Annotated in this window: 16 protein-coding genes and 1 tRNA gene; 7 read left to right on the forward strand and 10 right to left on the reverse strand. The window is 72.0% G+C overall.

What is annotated here, in order from left to right; all coding sequences use genetic code 11:
- Positions 1–31: 31 nt before the first annotated feature.
- From hutH to ACI2K4_RS06465, 6 genes are all read right to left on the reverse strand, one after another.
- Entirely contained in the window at positions 32–1,570 is a 1,539-nt protein-coding gene (gene hutH / locus ACI2K4_RS06440; RefSeq protein WP_404509294.1) for a histidine ammonia-lyase, read from the reverse strand.
- Entirely contained in the window at positions 1,561–2,748 is a 1,188-nt protein-coding gene (hutI, locus tag ACI2K4_RS06445; RefSeq protein ID WP_404509295.1) for an imidazolonepropionase, read from the reverse strand. The genes hutH and hutI overlap by 10 nt, the downstream gene beginning before the upstream one ends.
- On the reverse strand, positions 2,745–4,163 hold the full coding sequence (locus tag ACI2K4_RS06450; protein WP_404509296.1) for a formimidoylglutamate deiminase: 1,419 nt from the start codon (positions 4,161–4,163) through the stop codon (positions 2,745–2,747). Before ACI2K4_RS06450 ends, hutI begins: the two co-directional genes overlap by 4 nt.
- Positions 4,160–5,416 carry an allantoate amidohydrolase gene (locus tag ACI2K4_RS06455; RefSeq protein ID WP_404509297.1) on the reverse strand — a complete coding sequence of 419 codons (1,257 nt, stop codon included), beginning with the start codon at positions 5,414–5,416 and terminating at the stop codon, positions 4,160–4,162. Before ACI2K4_RS06455 ends, ACI2K4_RS06450 begins: the two co-directional genes overlap by 4 nt.
- An 11-nt stretch (positions 5,417–5,427) precedes the next feature.
- A complete protein-coding gene (gene hutU, locus ACI2K4_RS06460; RefSeq protein WP_404509299.1) occupies positions 5,428–7,077 on the reverse strand; it encodes a urocanate hydratase in 1,650 nt (549 codons plus the stop codon).
- Between the two features lie 72 nt (positions 7,078–7,149).
- Positions 7,150–7,995 carry a MurR/RpiR family transcriptional regulator gene (locus ACI2K4_RS06465; protein ID WP_404510279.1) on the reverse strand — a complete coding sequence of 282 codons (846 nt, stop codon included), beginning with the start codon at positions 7,993–7,995 and terminating at the stop codon, positions 7,150–7,152.
- 256 nt (positions 7,996–8,251) lie between these two features.
- Between ACI2K4_RS06465 and ACI2K4_RS06470 the strand changes: the two genes are divergently transcribed.
- The 3 genes from ACI2K4_RS06470 (at position 8,252) to ACI2K4_RS06480 (ending at position 11,113) form a co-directional block, all read left to right on the forward strand.
- Complete coding sequence (locus ACI2K4_RS06470) at positions 8,252–9,085, forward strand: class I SAM-dependent methyltransferase (RefSeq protein WP_404509300.1); 834 nt, start codon at positions 8,252–8,254, stop codon at positions 9,083–9,085.
- A gap of 110 nt (positions 9,086–9,195) precedes the next feature.
- Positions 9,196–10,041 carry an MOSC domain-containing protein gene (locus ACI2K4_RS06475; RefSeq protein WP_404509301.1) on the forward strand — a complete coding sequence of 282 codons (846 nt, stop codon included), beginning with the start codon at positions 9,196–9,198 and terminating at the stop codon, positions 10,039–10,041.
- Between the two features lie 91 nt (positions 10,042–10,132).
- The gene (locus tag ACI2K4_RS06480) at positions 10,133–11,113 is read left to right on the forward strand and encodes an expansin EXLX1 family cellulose-binding protein (RefSeq protein ID WP_404509302.1); all 981 of its coding nucleotides are present in this window, start codon (positions 10,133–10,135) and stop codon (positions 11,111–11,113) included.
- 53 nt (positions 11,114–11,166) lie between these two features.
- Here the strand turns inward: ACI2K4_RS06480 and ACI2K4_RS06485 are convergent, their stop codons facing one another.
- On the reverse strand, positions 11,167–12,405 hold the full coding sequence (locus ACI2K4_RS06485) for a serine hydrolase domain-containing protein (RefSeq protein ID WP_404509304.1): 1,239 nt from the start codon (positions 12,403–12,405) through the stop codon (positions 11,167–11,169).
- 154 nt (positions 12,406–12,559) lie between these two features.
- Between ACI2K4_RS06485 and ACI2K4_RS06490 the strand changes: the two genes are divergently transcribed.
- Positions 12,560–13,741: a low temperature requirement protein A gene (locus ACI2K4_RS06490; protein WP_404509305.1), complete on the forward strand. Its 1,182-nt coding sequence runs from the start codon at positions 12,560–12,562 to the stop codon at positions 13,739–13,741.
- Positions 13,742–13,873: 132 nt separating this feature from the next.
- On the opposite strand, the gene ACI2K4_RS06495 is transcribed toward ACI2K4_RS06490, so the two are convergent.
- The 3 genes from ACI2K4_RS06495 to bcp all read right to left on the reverse strand — a co-directional run bounded on the left by ACI2K4_RS06495 (position 13,874) and on the right by bcp (position 15,271).
- Positions 13,874–14,395 carry a GNAT family N-acetyltransferase gene (locus ACI2K4_RS06495; protein WP_404509307.1) on the reverse strand — a complete coding sequence of 174 codons (522 nt, stop codon included), beginning with the start codon at positions 14,393–14,395 and terminating at the stop codon, positions 13,874–13,876.
- Between the two features lie 186 nt (positions 14,396–14,581).
- Positions 14,582–14,662: transfer RNA gene (locus ACI2K4_RS06500), tRNA-Leu, on the reverse strand.
- A gap of 135 nt (positions 14,663–14,797) precedes the next feature.
- Entirely contained in the window at positions 14,798–15,271 is a 474-nt protein-coding gene (gene bcp / locus ACI2K4_RS06505) for a thioredoxin-dependent thiol peroxidase (protein ID WP_404509309.1), read from the reverse strand.
- Positions 15,272–15,415: 144 nt separating this feature from the next.
- On the opposite strand from bcp, the gene ACI2K4_RS06510 reads away from it, so the two are divergent.
- From ACI2K4_RS06510 to cbiQ, 3 genes are read left to right on the forward strand one after another with little or no spacing between them, the layout of a single operon-like run.
- Entirely contained in the window at positions 15,416–16,132 is a 717-nt protein-coding gene (locus ACI2K4_RS06510; RefSeq protein WP_404509310.1) for an energy-coupling factor ABC transporter permease, read from the forward strand.
- Positions 16,129–16,617: a PDGLE domain-containing protein gene (locus ACI2K4_RS06515; protein WP_404509311.1), complete on the forward strand. Its 489-nt coding sequence runs from the start codon at positions 16,129–16,131 to the stop codon at positions 16,615–16,617. The genes ACI2K4_RS06510 and ACI2K4_RS06515 overlap by 4 nt, the downstream gene beginning before the upstream one ends.
- Positions 16,618–17,388: a cobalt ECF transporter T component CbiQ gene (cbiQ, locus tag ACI2K4_RS06520; RefSeq protein ID WP_404509312.1), complete on the forward strand. Its 771-nt coding sequence runs from the start codon at positions 16,618–16,620 to the stop codon at positions 17,386–17,388. It abuts the gene before it with no gap.
- The last annotated feature ends 11 nt before the right edge of the window (positions 17,389–17,399 follow it).

The raw sequence follows: 17,399 nt of genomic DNA on the forward strand, positions 1-17,399 counted from the left end.
TATGCAAAAAGCGATAACAAGGGGCCCTTCCTTACGCCAGGGGGCCTAGGTGGGACTCGATGGTGGTGCGGAGGTCGCGGTTGGCGACGACGGTACGGGCAGACTCCAGGACCGGGGCGAGGAAGATGTCCGGTCCGGGAGGGCCGGCATGACGCGCCATGGCCTCGACCGCGGCCCGGCCGGCGGGTGAGGGGGTGAGCGGCGTACGGAGTTGCAGCCCGCGTACGGCGGCGAGCAGTTCCACCGCGAGCAGGCTGGTCAGGTTGTCCAGCACGGTACGGAGTTTGCGGGTGGCCGCCCAGCCCATCGAGACGTGGTCCTCCTGCATGCCGCTGGTCGGCAGCGAGTCGACCGAGGCCGGTGCGGCCAGTCGGCGGTTCTCGGCAACGATCCCCGCCGCCGTGTACTGGGCGATCATCAGGCCGGAGTTGACCCCGGCGTCGGGGGAGAGGAACGCCGGCAGGTCCCGGTTCCGGGTGATGTCGAGCAGCCGGTCCACCCGGCGTTCGGAGATGGCACCCACCTCGGCGGCGGCGATGGCGAGGAAGTCGGCGGCGAAGCCGAGCGGGGCGCCGTGGAAGTTTCCGGTCGACTCGACCCGGCCGTCCGGCAGCACCACCGGGTTGTCGACCACCGAGAGCAGTTCCCGGCCGGCGACCGAGGTGACAAAGCCGAGGGTGTCCCGGGCCGCCCCGGCGACCTGCGGGGCGCAGCGCATCGAGTAGGCGTCCTGCACCGCGTGCACCAGGTCGTTGCGGTGCGAGTCCATGACGGCCGAGCCCTGGAGCAGGCGGTGGATGTTCGCCGCCGAGACGGCCTGCCCCGGGTGCGGCCGGATGCTGTGCAGTTCGGGCTGGAACGGCCGGTCGGTGCCGAGCATCGCCTCGATCGCCAGCGCGGCGGTCACGTCGGCCATGGTGAACAGGTGGGCGGCGTCGTCGATCGCCAGCAGCAGCATGCCGAGCATGCCGTCGGTGCCGTTGATCAGCGCCAGCCCCTCCTTCGCGGCCAGCTCGATCGGGGCCAGCCCGGCCCGGTGCAGCGCGACGGCGGCGTCCTCCCGGGCACCGCCCTTGCCCAGCGTCCAGCCCTCGCCGAGCAGGGCCAGCGCGCAGTGCGCCAGCGGCGCGAGGTCGCCCGAGGCGCCGAGTGATCCGTGCTCCGGCACCCACGGGGTGACGTCGTGGTTGAGCAGGTCGACCAGGGACTGCGCGACCAGTGGCCGGACCCCGGAGTGGCCGAGGGCGAGCGAGCGTACCCGCAGCAGCATCATCGCCCGGACCACCTCGCGGGGCATCGGCGCACCGATGCCGGCGGCGTGCGAGCGGATCAGCGCGTGTTGCAGTTCGGCCCGACGTTCCGGGGCGACGAAGGTGTTGGCGAGGGCGCCGAAGCCGGTGGAGACGCCGTACACCGGGCGGCCGTCCTGCTCGATCCGGTCGACGATGGCCCGGCTGGTCTCCATCGCGGCGATGGTGGCCGGGTCGAGCACGACCGTGGCCGTACCTCGGGCGACGGCGAGGACGTCGGCGGGGGTGACGCCGGTGGGTGTGATGGTGACTACTGACATTGCGGTACTCCGTTGTGCAGGACCTGGCGGATCAGCGGTACCCCCGGCCGGTAGGCCAGGTGCAGGTGGGACGGCGCGTCGAGGATGGTCAGGTCGGCCCGCGCGCCACGGCGGAGCACGCCGATGTCGTCGCGGCGCAGCGCCCGCGCGCCTCCGGCGGTCGCGGCCCAGACCGCCTCCGCCGGGGTCATGCGCATTTCGCGTACGGCCAGAGCGATGCAGAACGGCATCGAGGAGGTGTACGACGAACCGGGGTTGCAGTCGGTGGCGAGCGCGACGACGGCTCCCGCGTCGAGCAGGCGCCGGGCGTCCGGGTACGGCGACCGGGTGGAGAACTCCGCCCCCGGCAACAGGGTGGCGACGGTCGCCGAACCGGCCAGCGCCTCGACGTCGGCGTCGCTCAGGTGGGTGCAGTGGTCCGCGCTGGCGGCACCGAGTTCCACCGCTAGCCGTACGCCCGGACCGGGGCCGAGCTGGTTGGCGTGCAGCCGTACGCCGAGACCGGCGGCCTGGCCGACGGTGAGGATCGCGCGGGCGTGGTCGGCGTCGAACGCCCCCCGTTCGCAGAAGACGTCGATCCAGCGGGCGTACGGCAGCGCGGCGCGCAGCATCGGCCCGCAGACCAGTCCGACGTAGTCGTCCGGCCGGTCGGCGTACTCGGCCGGGACGACGTGCGCGCCGAGGAAGGTGGTCTCGGCGGTGAACTCACCGGCGATCCGGAGCGAGCGGGCCTCGTCGGCGACGCTGAGCCCGTACCCGCTCTTGATCTCGATCGTGGTGGTGCCCTGGCGCAGCGCCTCGACCCGCAGCCGGGACACGTTTGCGCGCAGCGTGTCGTCGCTGGCCGCCCGGGTGGCGCCGACGGTGGTCCGGATTCCGCCGCCGGTGTACGGCTGTCCGGCCATCCGGGCGGCGAACTCGGGCGCCCGGTCACCGGCGAAGACCAGGTGCGAGTGGCTGTCCACGAAGCCGGGCAGCACCGCCGCACCCTCGGCGTCGATCCGCCCGTCGGCGGCCGGCGCGTACTTCGCCGGCCCGATCCAGGCGACCCGGCCCCCCTCGACCAGCAGCGCCGCGTGGCGCCGGAGGCCGAGCGGACCACCCTCGCCGTACGGCTCGTTGGTGACCAGTTCGCCGATGTTGTCGATCAGCAGGCTCGGCCCGCTCTGCGCGCTCACGACCGCAGCTCCCCGATCGAACGAGCCGGTTCTGGCGTCGAGCGGGCCAGTTCTGGCGTCGAGCGGGTCAGTTCTCCGATCGAGCGGGCCAGTTCGGCGGCGACGTCGATCGAGACGTGTCGTCCGTCGCGGACCACCACCCGCCCGTCCACCAGCACGTCGGTGACGTCGGCGGCGGTGGCCGCGAAGAACGCCCCGGCGGCCGGCACCGCCGCCGTCCGTACGCTGTCCAGCCGGACCGTGGTCAGGTCGGCTCGGGCCCCGACGGCGATCATGCCGGCGTCGTCCCAACCGAGCGCGGCGTGTCCGGCGGCGGTGGCGGCGTGGGTCAGCTCGTCCGGCGCGAAGTGGCCGCGCCGCTCGGTGCGGAGTCGCTCGTCCAACTCGACCGCGCGCGCCTCCTCGAAGAGGTCGATCACCGCGTGGCTGTCCGAGCCGAGGCTGAGTGGGCTGCCCGAGTCGGCCAGCGTCCGGGCCGGGCCGATCCCGTCGGCGAGGTCCCGCTCGGTGGTCGGACAGAGGCAGGCCCCGGTGCCGGAGCTGCCCAGCAGGTCCAGGTCGGTGCCGGTCAGGTGGGTGGCGTGCACCGCGGTCGCGGTCGGTCCGAGCACGCCCATGTCGGCCAGGAGCTGGGTCGGGGTGCAGCCGTGTCGGGCGACGCTGGCCTCGTTCTCGGCCCGCTGCTCGGAGAGGTGGAAGTGCAGGGGCACACCCTGGTTCCGGTACGCGAAGGCGGAGAGCGCGCTCAGTGGCACCGCGCGGACCGAGTGCAGGGCCGATCCGATCCGCGCGTGCGGCGCGGGGCGCAGCGACTCGTGCCGGGCCGACCAGGCGTCGAGGTCCCGGTCACCGAAGCGGCGCTGGACCCCGCGTAGCGGCTCACCCTCCACGGTGGAGGTGAGGTAGAGCGTGTCCAGCAGGGTGATCCGGATGCCGGCCGCCGCGGCGGCCTCGACAAGTGCCTCGCCCATCGCGTTCGGCTCCGCGTACGGGGTGCCGTCCGGGTTGTGGTGCAGGTAGTGGAACTCGCCGACGCAGGTGATCCCGGCCAACGCCATCTCGGCGTACGTGGCCCGGGCCAGGGCCAGGTAACGGTCCGGGTCGAGTACGCCCGCGACCTCGTACATCCGGTCCCGCCAGCTCCAGAACGTGCCGCGTTCGGTGTGGGTGTGCCCGCGCAACGCCCGGTGGAACGCGTGCGAGTGGGCGTTGGCCAGGCCGGGCAGGGCCAGGCCCCGCAGCCGGGTCACGCCCGACGGCGCCGGCACGCCGACGGTGACCGAGCTGAACCGGCCACCCTCGACCTCGACCAGCACGTCCGGGCTCGGCTCGACCTGGCCGGGCAGCCAGGCGTACTCGGCGTGAAACCGTCGGGTCGCCGCGCCTTTGGTCGTTGTGTCGTACCCGCTGCTCATCGTCCCTCCCCGGGGTCGGTGGCCAGGGTGGAGAGCACGTCGGCGAGGCGGGCGACCCCGGCGGCGCAGTCGATGTCGTCGGCGGTCTCGGCCGGCGAGTGCGAGACCCCGGTCGGGTTGCGGACGAAGAGCATCGCGGTGGGCAGGTGGGCGGCGAGCACCCCGGCGTCGTGCCCGGCGGCGGTCGGCAGCACCGGTACGCCGCCGGCCAGCACCCGCCCGAACAGCTCGATCAGGCCGCCGTCGAACTCCACCAGCGGGGTGACCGACTCGCGGGTCAGCCGGAACCCGGTGCGGTCGCGTACCGCCCGCTCCGCCGTCTTCTGGTCGATCGCCGCGACCAACGCGTCGAGCGTGCCGACCTCGGCGGCGCGGGCGTCCAGCCAGCCACGTACCAGCGACGGCACGGCGTTGGTGGCGTTCGGCTCGACCTCCACCCGGCCGACCGTCGCCTGGGCGCCGGAGCGTCGGGCCTCCTTGTTCGCGGCCAGCACGGCGAAGGCGTACGTCAGCATCGGGTCGCGCCGGTCGCTCATCAACGTGGTCCCGGCGTGGTTCGCCTCCCCGGTGAAGTCCATCCGCCAGCGCCCGTGCGGCCAGATGCCGCTGGCGACGCCGACCGGAGCGCCCAGGTCGACCAGGGCCCGCCCCTGCTCGATGTGCAGCTCGACAAAGGCGCCGACCCGGGCCAGCAGGTCCGGCCGGGCACCCGTCGGCCGACCGCCGAGCGCCTCGGCGAAGCTGACGCCGTCGGAGTCGGTGAGCGCCGCCGCCCGGTCGACCGTCAGTTCACCGGTGAGCAGCCGGGAGCCGAGGCAGGGTACGCCGAACCGGGCCCCCTCCTCCTCGGCGAACGCCACCACACCGATCGGTCGGTCGGGCGGCGGCCCGGATTCGCGTACCCGGTCGAGGGCGAGCCAGGCGCTGACGATGCCGAGCGGCCCGTCGTAGCCGCCGCCGTACGGCACCGAGTCGAAGTGGCTGCCGACCAGGACCGCGTCACCCCGTTCGGGGTCGCCGTACCAGGCGAACAGGTTGCCGTTGCCGTCCTGCTCGACCGGCATGCCCCGGTCGGCGGCCTGCCGGCGGAACCAGTCCCGCAGCCGCAGCTCCGGTTCGGTGAAGGCGTACCGCAGGTAGCCGCCGCTGCCCGGATCGCGCCCGACCGGTGCGATCTCGTCCCACAGCTTCCGGAACGCCGCCACGTCTCCGGCGTTAGGAGGGGGCCCTTCTACAACGGAATCCGATAACAAGGGGCCCCTCCTTACACCTGGGACATGGGGATGGGCAGGGCGGTACGGGTGGCGACGTCGGCGGCCTCGGGGTAACCGGCGTCGACGTGCCGGATCACGCCCATCGCGGGATCGTTGGTGAGCACCCGTTCGATCTTCTGCCCGGCCAGCGCGGTGCCGTCGGCGACGCAGACCTGGCCGGCGTGGATCGAGCGACCGATCCCGACGCCGCCACCATGGTGGATGGAGACCCAGGAGGCGCCGCTGGCCGTGTTGACCAGCGCGTTGAGCAGCGGCCAGTCGGCCACCGCGTCGGAACCGTCGGCCATCGCCTCGGTCTCCCGGTACGGCGAGGCGACCGACCCGGCGTCCAGGTGGTCCCGCCCGATCACCACCGGGGCGGAGAGTTCGCCGGCGGCGACCATCTCGTTGAACCGGACCCCGGCCCGGTCCCGCTCGCCGTAGCCGAGCCAGCAGATCCGGGCCGGCAGGCCCTGGAAGGCGACCCGCTCGCCGGCCATCCGGATCCACCGGGCCAGCGACTCGTTCTCCGGGAACAGCTCCAGCACCGCCCGGTCGGTGGCGGCGATGTCGGCCGGGTCGCCGGAGAGCGCGGCCCACCGGAACGGTCCGCGTCCCTCGCAGAACAGCGGCCGGATGTACGCCGGCACGAAGCCGGGAAAGTCGAAGGCGCGCTCGTACCCGGCGAGCTGTGCCTCGCCCCGGATCGAGTTGCCGTAGTCGAAGACCTCGGCACCGGCGTCGAGGAAGCCGACCATCGCCGCCACGTGCCGGGCCATCGAGGCGCGGGCTCGCTCGGTGAACTCGGCCGGCTTGGCGGCGGCGTACTCGGCGGCGTCGGCCAGCTCCACCCCGACCGGCAGGTAGGAGAGCGGGTCGTGCGCACTGGTCTGGTCGGTGACGATGTCGATCTCGACCCCGCGTACCAGCAGTTCGGGGAAGACCACGGCGGCGTTGCCGACCACGCCGACGGAGAGCGCCCGGCGGTCCCGCTTGGCGGCCAGCACCAACTCGACCGCCTCGTCCAGCGAGTCGGCGACCCGGTCCAGGTAGCGGTCCCGGACCCGGCGGGCCAACCGGCCCGGGTCGACGTCGACGATCAGGCAGGCGCCGCCGTTCATGGTCACCGCGAGCGGTTGGGCGCCGCCCATGCCGCCACAGCCGGCGGTGAGGGTGAGGGTGCCGGCGAGGGTGTCGCCGAACCGCTTGGCGGCGACCGCCGCGAAGGTCTCGTAGGTGCCCTGGAGGATGCCCTGGGTGCCGATGTAGATCCACGAGCCGGCGGTCATCTGCCCGTACATGGTCAGGCCGAGATTTTCCAGGCGGCGGAACTCGGGCCAGTTGGCCCAGTCGCCGACCAGGTTGGAGTTGGCCAGCAGCACCCGGGGCGCCCACTCGTGGGTGCGCAGCACGCCGACCGGTCGGCCGGACTGGACCAGCATGGTCTCGTCGTCGCGCAGCTCGGTCAGGGTACGGATCAACGCGTGGTAGGACGGCCAGTCACGGGCCGCCCGCCCGGTGCCGCCGTACACCACCAGGTCCTCGGGGCGTTCGGCCACCTCCGGGTCGAGGTTGTTCATCAACATCCGCATGGCCGCTTCCTGGGCCCAACCCACGGCGGTACGGGTGCTGCCGCGCGCGGCGCGTACGGGCTGGTACATCGGATCTCCTCGGCAACGGTGAAGAGCGGGCGGGGATCGGCTCGGTCGGGTTCGGGTTGGTGGTCGGTGGGGTCAGGTGAGGAACACCTGGCGCCGGGCGGCGGACTGTTCGAACTCCTCCAGTCGGCGCTGGGTGTGGCTCGGCGCGGCGTCGCAGATCGCCTGGAGCAGCACCATGGCCAGGGCCATCGGGGCGGTGTGCAGGTCGAAGACGAGTTGGGCGCCGACCGCGGCGGGGAGCACGATGTCGGCGTACTCGGCGGCGGGGCTGACCGCCGAGTCGGTGAGCGCGACAACGGAGAGCCCGGCCAGCCGCGCCTCCCGGAGCGCGTCCAGCGACTCCCGGGGGTAACGGGGCAGCACGATGGCGAGCAGCGCGGTGGCGCCGGCCGTACGGGCCTGGTCGAGCCGGTCGGCGAGCAGGCTGCCACCGGTGTCGAGCACCCGTACGTCCGGGAGGACCTTCGCCGCGAAATAGGCGAAGTACGCGGCCAGCGGTGCGGCGGCCCGCAGTCCGAGTACGGGCAGCGGCCGGCTCTCGGCCAGCAGTGCACCGGCTGCGGTGACCTTGTCCGGGTCACCGAGCTGCTCGGCCAGTCGGTGCAGGTTCTGCACCTCGTCACTGACCGCCCGCTGGAGCTCGTTGCCGGCGGCCGGTACGTCGGCCGCCGGGCGACCGCGCTCGGCGGCGGTGATCTCGCGGAGCCGACGACGCAGGGCGGGGTAGCCGTCGTAGCCGAGCGCGATCGCGAACCGGGTCACCGACGGCTGGCTGACCTGGGCGAGTTCGGCGATCTCGGCCGCCGAGAGGTACGCCGCCGAGGCGGCGTGCTGGACCAGGCTGTGCGCGATCCGTCGCTGGGTCGGGGTGAGCCGGATGCCGTGGAACAGGTCGAGCACCTGGTCGGTGGGGGCCACGACCAGGGGATCGAATGTCGCATCCCGGACAAGTGAATCGTCATTCACGGAAGCACTCTATGCATAAAAACATTCAGATGGCAATGACGTGCGGCCGAACATGGCACTACCGGGTCCCGCCGGGACGGCTAGGGTCTGGGCGCATGGACACTCCGGCGTGGATCGCTGGCGTCTCGTCGGCGGCGACACGCGGTGTGGGCGGCGAACCTTCCTGACGACCGGGTCGTCGGGACCGGGACGTGATACAACCAACCCCGTGGATGGGACCCGGTTCCGACGCACCATCGCCCGTACCCCGCTCGCGCCCGTCGCGGCCTTTCCCAAACGGCTGCTCCGGGTCGCCCGGCACGATGCCCGGGTGCTTGGCGTCTCCGCCCGCTGGCTGCTCACCTCACGCGAGCACCACAACTACACGTACGATCTGACCCGGCTCAGCCGGGAGCATCTCGCCTGGTTCGTCAGCGTCATCACGGACACCCCGGTCAAGCAGATCCGGGACTACCTCGCCGAGATCGAGTCCGACCACACGCTGCGGCAGCACATCGAGCGGACCACGGCCGCCTCGGCGCGGCGTGGGCTCGCCGACCGCCAGGTGCGTTACGCCCGACGGATCGGCTGGTACGCGATCGTCCGCGCGACCCGTCCGGCGCACGTCGTCGAGACCGGGGTGGACAAGGGACTGGGCACCTGCGTGCTGGCTGCCGCGCTGTTGCGTAACACCGCCGAGGGGCAACCCGGACGGGTCACCTCGCTGGACATCAACCCGGAGGCCGGCTACCTGGCCCGGGTCGAGCCGTGGGCCGACGTGGTCGACCTGGTGATCGGCGACTCGATCGCCTCGATCCGGGCGCTGGACCGACCGGTCGACCTGTTCCTGCACGACAGCGACCACAGTGCCGGCCACGAGCGCAACGAGTTCGAGGCGGTCGAGTCGAAGCTGTCGCCGAACGCACTGCTGCTCACCGACAACGTCACGGTGACCAATGTGCTCTCCGAGCACGCCGAGCGGACCGGTCGGCGGTTCCTCGCCTACCGCGAGACCCCGGCCCGGCACTGGTTCCCCGGCGACGGCATCGGGGTCGCCTGGTAAGGGCGGTCGCCGGCAGCACGGGTGGCGTTGCCGGCAGCACGGGTGACATCGACGGCGAGAGCGAACAGTCGGGACTACCCCGTCGCGTCGCGTCGTGCCATCCTGGCCGGATGCGAGTGGCCTCGATTCACACGTACCCGGTGAAGGGGTGCCACCGGATGGACCGCGACGCGGCGCGGGTCGAGCCGTGGGGCCTGGACGGCGACCGGCGCTGGCTGATCGTGGACGAGCGCGGCATCGGCCTCACCCAGCGCCAGCACCGGGAACTGGTGACGATGCGGGCGGTGTCCCGGCCCGGAGGGCTGACCCTGGCCGCGCCGGGTCTACCTCCGCTCGATCTGGCCGAACCGACCGGCGGCGAGCAGATTCAGGTCCGGGTGTTCGGGGGACGACCGTTCTCGTCGGTACGCGCCGCCGGCCCCGAGGCCGACGGCTGGCTCCACCGACTGCTGGGACGTGCGGCCCGGTTGGTCTGGCTCGGCGACCCGGCCGGCAACCTTGTTCCCTGGCCGGTCGCGGTCGGCTCCGGCGCCGAGGTGAGCTTTGCCGACGGGACACCGTTGCTGCTGGCCAACACCGCGTCGTTGGACGCGTTCAACGGGTGGCTGCTGGAGTCGGGCAGCTCCGAGGGGCCGCTGCCGATCAGTCAGTTCCGGCCCAACCTGGTGATGAGCGGTGCCGCTGCGTGGGTCGAGGGGGAGTGGGTCGGCCGCCGGATCAGGATCGGCGGGGCCGTGTTCCACGGCGCCGCCGAGTGCGGGCGCTGCGTCGTCGCGACGATCGACCAGGAGACCGGGGAGCGGGGACGGGAACCGCTACGGATGCTCGCCGCGCGCCGGAACATCGGCCAGAAGCTGCTCTTCGGCCTCCAGATGACGGTCCGCGCCGAATCGGCCGGAACTCCCGGCGGGGATCGCACGATCCGCGTTGGTGACGCCGTGGAGGTGCTGGACTGACCGCGACGGACCGGGCCGGCAAGGTTGCGCTGGTGGAGGTCCGGGCGGGCAAGGTTGCGCTGGTGGAGGCGCTGCGGCAACATCAGGCGCCGTGACTGCACCAGGCACGGTTCCCGAAGACAACACCCCGGCCGGCGACGGCGGCACCGATCGGGCGCGGCGCCGCCGGATCAGGAGCTGGTTGGCGGGTGCCGGTGTCACCGCCCTGGCCGCCGTACTCGGCATCACCCTCGCCGTACGCTCCGGTGCCGCCCCGGCCTGCGCCGCACCACCGACCGGCAGCACCGTCCACAAGGGAAAGGCCACCTTCTACGACTCGGCCGGCTCGGGTGGCAACTGCTCCTTCCCGAGCCCACCGGCCGACCGGCTCTACGTCGCGCTCGGCCCGTCGGAGTACGCCGACGCCGCCGCCTGCGGTGGCTATCTCGACGTGACCGGCCCGAAGGGCAAGGTCAGGGTCGTGGTGATGGACCAGTGCGCCGGCTGCGAGCCGGGTCACATCGACCTCTCCGACCAGGCGTTCGCCCGGATCGCCGACCCGGCGCAGGGTGTGGTGCCGGTGACGTACCGGGCCGTGGTGAGCCCGCCGGTCAACGGGGGGCTCACCTTCCGGATGAAGGACGGCGCCTCGCAGTGGTGGTTCGCGGTGCAGGTCGGCAACCACGGCAATCCGCTCCGCTCGGTCGAGGCGAAGGGACCGGGCGGCGGCTTCCGCGCGGCGGCCCGCCAGGACTACAACTACTGGATCGTCGAGGGCGGCCTCGGCCCGGGGCCGTACAGCATCAGGGTCACCGACGTGTACGGCGGGCAGGCGACCGCCACCAACATCCGGATGGTTCCGGAGCAGCTCCAACGCAGCACGGTCTCGCTCTCCGGCTCCGGTGCGCCGGCCGGCTCCGCCCGTACCCCCGGCGGTTCGCCCTCGGCCCGACCGACGCCCACGGCGAGCGTCGCGCCGACCGCCACCGCCACCCCGGCCCCGCCCTCGCCGACCCCGGCGGAGCCGACCGCCCCGGCGACGACTCTCGAGGCCCTGGCCGGTGTCGATCCGGTGGACACCTCCCGCTGCTGACCCGGACGGGCGACCCGGGGCCGGGGCGGCGGCGCACGGTGGGTGTTCGGGCCTCAGCCGAGTCGGGCGGGTGGCAAAAGGCCGGGCGCCGGGGTGAGGGGCAACCCGCGCGGCTCGACGGTACGTGCGCTGGACGGCGCACCACAGAGGGCGGTGTCGATTAACTGGAAGGTTGCCGGGCTGATCGGATCACCGGGGTACTGGTAGTGGCTGACGTTCAGTGCCACGCTCACCTGGCGCCGACCGTCCGGGGAGTGCAGCGACAGTGTCTGGTAGCCCAACACCTGGCCGTCGTGCCCGTACGCGTCACCGCAGGGCAGCGACAGTGCCAGCAGGCCGAGGCTGTACTGGAGACCGGGCACGCCGGTCGGCAGGAACCGCACCAGTTCGGCTTGTTCACCCGCGCGGAGCAGTCGGCCGCCGAGCAGTGCTCGGTAGAAGCGGTCCAGGTCGGCGGTGGTGGAGACCAGTTCGCCGGCCATCTGGGCCCAGGACATGTTGTAGACGGTGAAGTCCCGCAACTCGCCCTCGTACCAGGGCACGTAGCCCCGGCTGTGCGGGCCGGCGATGCGTGGGTCGGTGCCGGGGAAGTAGGTGTCGCGAAGTCCCAGCGGGCGCAGGATCCGGCGGTGGATCTCCTCGGCGGCGGGGCGCCCGGTCACCCGTTCCAGGATCAGCCCGGCCAGGACGTAGTTGGTGTTGGAGTAGGCGTAACCCTCGCCGGGCGGGTTCGTCGGCGGCATCGCCAGCCCGGTCCGGGCCAGCTCACGAGGGGAGAAGGTGGTGGTCCGGTGCTGCTCGATGAGTTCCGGGGTGGCCAGCAGGACGTGGTCGTAACTGCCGATCCCGCTCCGGTGGCCGAGCAGCATCCGTACCGTCACGCCGTCGGGCGCGAGGCCCGGCAGGTAGCGCTTGACCGGTGCGTCGAGCGAGATCCGGCCCTCGCCGACGAGTTGCAGCACGGTGGCGGCGACGAAGGTCTTGGTGACACTGCCGACCCGGTGCCGGTAGTCGGGGCGTACCGGTCGACCGGTGGTGATGTCGGCGACGCCGCTTGCTCCGCGCCAGGTCGCCCGACCGTCGCGGACCTCGGCGAAGACACCGACCATGCCGGCGCCGGTGATCCCTCCCAGCGCGGCGTCGAGCGCCGCCACGGGCAGCGGGTCGCCGCCCGGGTTTCCGCCGGGCGCCGGTCGGGCCGATGCGGCGCCCGGGTTCGCCAGGACGCCGACCAGTACGGCCGGAGCCAGGGCGGCGGCCCAGAACGAGGATTTGCGTCGTGTTTTGCCCATGTTTCCTCCCGGATGGTCGTTCCGGGATTGACCGTAGTAGTGCTTTGCAACTGTTATCGGGCGGCCGACGCCTCGTGTCCCCCTGATCGGTCGGTCGGGCCGGAGATCGGTTCATTGCCTCACCCGGCCGGAGACCGGACGTGAGAATAAGGTCGTGACCACGGGTGTCAGGCTGGTACGCGGCCCCGGCAGCCCGATGCAGCCGGCGTTCCTGGAGCTCTTCTACGACCTGGTGTACGTCTTCGCGCTCACCCAGATCACCCACCTGCTGGTGCAGGATCTGAGCTGGCGTGCTGCGCTCAGGGCGTTTGTCCTGCTCCTGGCCCTGTGGTGGATCTGGGTGCTGACGGCGTGGCTGACCGACCAGTTCGACCCGCAACACCCCCTACTACAGCTCTACGTCATCCTCGTCATGCTCGGCGTCCTGCTGATGGCGATCGTGCTTCCCCAGGCATTCGCCAGGTACGGGCTGCTCTTCGCCGTCGCCTACGTGGCGATCCACCTCACCCGGCACGTTTTCATCATGATTGCCGAGTGGGGCACCCAACTCGCGCAGCGGTCGCTGCGGGCGGCCTTCTGGTTCACCGGCTCCGCCCTGCTCTGGATCCCGGGCGCGTTCGCCGAGGGTTGGCTGCGGGTGGTGCTCTGGCTGGCGGCGTTGACCGTCGACTACGTCTCGGCCGCCCTGCGGTGGCCCGCCCCGGGACTCGGGGAGGCGCCCGGGTGGGAGCTGACGATCCAGGAAAGTCACCTGGCCGAGCGTTACCGACAGGTGCTCGTCATCGCGCTCGGCGAGATCATCCTGATCCTGGGCCTGACGTTCGCCCAGGGAGAGCAGGGCCTGACGTTGCACCGTACGACCGTGCTCGTGTTCGCGTTCGCCAGCACCGCGCTGATGTGGCGGCTCTACATCTACCGGGCCGGCGAACAACTCGCCCCCGCCATCGCGGCTTCCTCGCGCCCGCACCGGTTGAGTCAGTGGTCCTCGTACGCGCACATGGTGATGGTGGCCGGCATCCTGCTGACCGCCGTGGGCTTCACGGTCATCCTCGAACACCCGGACGGGAACCCCGAGCCGGGTTGGACCGCCGGCATCGCGGGTGGCCCGGCCCTCTTCCTGGCCGGGCGTTCCGCGTTCGAGTACGTCATCTTCGGTCGGGTGTCCCGGTCACGGTGGGTCGCGATGATCCTGCTGGCCGCCGTCGCGGGTGCCGCGTTCCACCTCCCGCCGGTGGCGACCGCCGCCGCCGGGACCTTCGTGCTGGCGGCGGTCGCGCTGTTCGACACCCACCGCGCCTACGGTCGTGCCCCGGAACCGCCCGCGCCGCCGACCTGACCGGTGGCTTCCGGACCTCGGTGGCGGCGCTCCGGACCTCGGAAGCGGCGCTCCGGACCTCGGTGGCGGTGCTCCGGACCTCGGTGGTGGCGCTCGGGACCTCGGAGGCGGTGCTCGGGACCTCGGTGGCGGTCAGGCCAGCGGCAGCCACATCAGGATCTCGTCCCGGTCGTCGTCCGGGGCCAGCCGCAGCGCGCCGGGCAGGCGACCCACCTCGCGGTAGCCGCAGCGCTGGTAGAACCGTTCCAGGTTCAGCCCGCCCCGGACGGTGACCTGGAGCGCCTCCAGGCCCAGCTTGCGTCCGAGGCGCTCGGCCTCGGCCATCAACGCGACGCCGTTGCCCGTGCCCTGGAGACCCGGGTGGACCATCACCCGCTTGAGCACCTGCCAGTGCTCCTTGAGCGCGAACCGGTTCGAGGTGAAGATCAGGAAGGCCGCCGGACGGTTCTCGTCGGTGTAGCCGACCAGTAGCCGGTCCGGGCCGTCGGCGATGCCGGCGAAGGCCGCTTCCGCGAGTGGACGTACCAGTTCCTCGGTGACCGGGGCGACGAAGCCGACCGCGCCGCCGGCGTTTGTCACCACCGTCCAGAGCGTGACGAGCTGCTGTCGCAGCTCCGGGGTCAGCTCGGGGTCGAACACGAAGCGGAGGGTCACCCGGTCATCTTCGACGCTCCGGGCACGCTCGTGCGCCGGGCGGCCGAGCGGGGTGACGGAGGTTACAACCGATCAGCCGACCCGGGATCCGGAGCCCAACGCGGCCCCGGAGGGCGTCGCCGGCCAACCCCGGGCCCGGCCGTGAACTGCTAGTCGAAGGGCTGCGCTGACGAGCCCGACGATCGGTGCGGGAGAGGGGAGTCGAACCCCCACGCCCGAAGGCACAGGAACCTAAATCCTGCGTGGCTGCCATTACACCACTCCCGCTGGCGGTACGAGTCTAGAGCCTGCGCGGCCTCCGTGCGCACGTACATCCGACGGCTGCGGATCCGCCGACCGCCCCGCCGTAAGGAAGGGCCCCTTATTAACGCTATGCGTTAATAAGGGGCCCTTCCTTACACCTCAGTCCAGGCCCAGGTCGCGGCGGAGCTTGGCGACGTGTCCGGTGGCCTTGACGTTGTAGAGCGCCCGCTCGATCCGGCCCTCCTCGTCGATCACGAAGGTGGAGCGGATCACCCCGGTCACGGTACGGCCGTAGGACTGCTTTTCGCCGTACGCGCCGTACGCGGTCAGCACCGCCTTGTCCACGTCGGCGACGAGCGGGAAGGTGATCGCGTCCCGCTCGCGGAACTTGGCGAGCTTGCCCGGTTGGTCCGGCGAGATGCCGACCACCTCGTACCCGGCGGCCTGGAGCGACGCGAGCGAGTCGCGGAAGTCGCAGGCCTGCTTGGTGCAGCCCGGCGTCATCGCGGCCGGGTACGCGTAGAGCACCACCTTCCGGCCGCGTAGCTCCCCGAGGGCGAGTGTCTTGCCGTCGTCCGTCGGCAGCGTGAATTCTGGCGCCAAATCGCCCGGCGTGAGGCGAGAACCCGTCATGGCAGGTGACATTACCCGCTCCGACCAGGCACGATCTTGAACGGTCACGTCCGTTGTTGCAAGATGCTGGCAACAGAGGTGGCTAGGCAAATACGCTGAGTTCCCCTGGCGCGGACCCTCCCTCGCCACGGGTGGGGAGGACGTATGGACAACGTCGCGATGCACATCGCCAACGGGATCATCGACGGTCCCGTTGCCGCGATCTACGGAGCGTTCGCGCTGGTGGTGCTCACGTTCTGCGTGATCCGTGGCCGGCGGGACCTGGACGACCGGCTGGCCCCGATGGCCGGCCTGGTGGCGGCGTTCATCTTCGCCGTACAGATGCTCAACTTCCCGATCTTCACCGGGGCGGTCAGCGGACACCTGCTCGGTGGCGCGCTCGCCGCGATCCTGGTCGGCCCGTGGGTCGGCGCGCTCTGCGTGTCGGTGGTGCTGATCGTCCAGGCGCTGGTCTTCGGTGACGGTGGCGTGGCGATGCTCGGGCTGAACATCACCAACATGGCGATCGTCGGTACGGCCGCCGGATACCTGCTGATCGCACTGCTGCTCAGGGTCCTGCCGCGTACGCCGGCCGGGCTCGCCGTGACCGGCTTCGTCTCGGCCATGGTCAGCGTCGTGATCGCGTCCCAGGGTTTCGTCCTGCAGTACTGGCTCGGCGGCACCACCGACCTCGGTGGCTCGCTCGGCGGGCTCGCCGGCACCATGGCCGGCGCACACCTGCTGATCGGCATCGGCGAGGGGCTGATCACCGCCACCACCGTGGTCACCGTCGCCAAGGTACGACCCGATCTTGTCTACGCCCTGCGCGGTCTGCGTACCGCGCCGGTCTTCTCGAACCCGGCCACCGGAGGTGCGCGGTGAAGCGGAAGCACTGGGGATTCATCTTCGGCGGCCTGCTGGTCGCGCTCCTGCTCGCCGGGGTGGTGAGCAACTTCGCCTCGTCCCACCCGGACGGGCTGGACTCCTCGCTGCGTGAGGGCTGCACCTTCGACGCCGAGGACAACATCACCGGCGGGAGCTGCCCGGCCCAGCAGACCAAGGACCACGAGCTGGCCGACAGCCCGCTCGCCGACTACGGGGTGAAGGGCGTGCAGAACCCGTACCTCTCCACCGGCCTGTCCGGTGTCGCCGGGGTGCTGATCACGTTCGCGGTCGGCGGTGGCCTGTTCTGGCTGACCCGTCGCCGGGGCACCGGCAAGCGGGCGGTCACCGGGTCGACCGCCGACGAAGCGACCGGCAGCGGGTCGACTGTCGACGGACCGACCGGCACCGGGTCGACCGCCGGCGAGCAGCGGCCGACCGGCACCGAAGCGGGCAAGCTGACCAGCACCGAAGCGGGCAAGTAGATGGGCGCCGGGCACGCGCACGTGCTCTACCGGGCCGGCACCTCGCCCGTGCACCGGCTCCCGGCCGAGGTGAAGATCACGGCGATGGTGGCGTTCAGCATCGCCGTGGTCGCCACCCCGCGCGAGGCGTTCTGGGCGTACGGCGGCTACGCGCTGCTGATCGCGCTGGTGGCGGCGCTGGCCCGGATCGGCCCAGGTTGGCTGCTCAAGCGTTCGCTGATCGAGCTGCCGTTTGTCCTCTTCGCGTTCGTCCTGCCCTTCCTCGGCACCGGCGAGCGGGTCGAGTGGCTCGGCCTGCACCTTTCCGTCGACGGGCTGTACGGCGGCTGGAACATCCTGGCGAAGGGAACGCTCGGCGTACTGGCCTCGCTCCTGCTCGCCGGGACCACCACCATGCGGGACCTGATCATCGGCCTGGACCGGCTGCACTGCCCGCAGATCCTGACCCAGATCGCCACCTTCATGCTGCGTTACCTCGACGTGCTGACCGGCGAGGCCCGGCGGATGCGGGTGGCCCGGCTCTCCCGGGGCGACGACCCGCGTTTCCTCTGGCAGTTGCGCGGCCTCGCCGCCGGCATCGGCGCGCTCTTCCTGCGCGCGTTCGAGCGCGGCGAGCGGGTCTACCTGGCCATGCTCTCCCGGGGGTACGCGGGCCGGATGCCGGTCGTCTGGCAGTCGGCCGGGGCGGCGACGGCCGGGCACTGGGTCGTCGGGGCGACGGTGCCGCTCACCGCCGCCGGCATCGCCGTCACCGCACTGGTGCTGTCGTGACCAGCCTCGCC

This window comes from Micromonospora sp. NPDC050397 (assembly GCF_044901685.1).
Taxonomy (GTDB): Bacteria; Actinomycetota; Actinomycetes; order Mycobacteriales; family Micromonosporaceae; genus Micromonospora_G.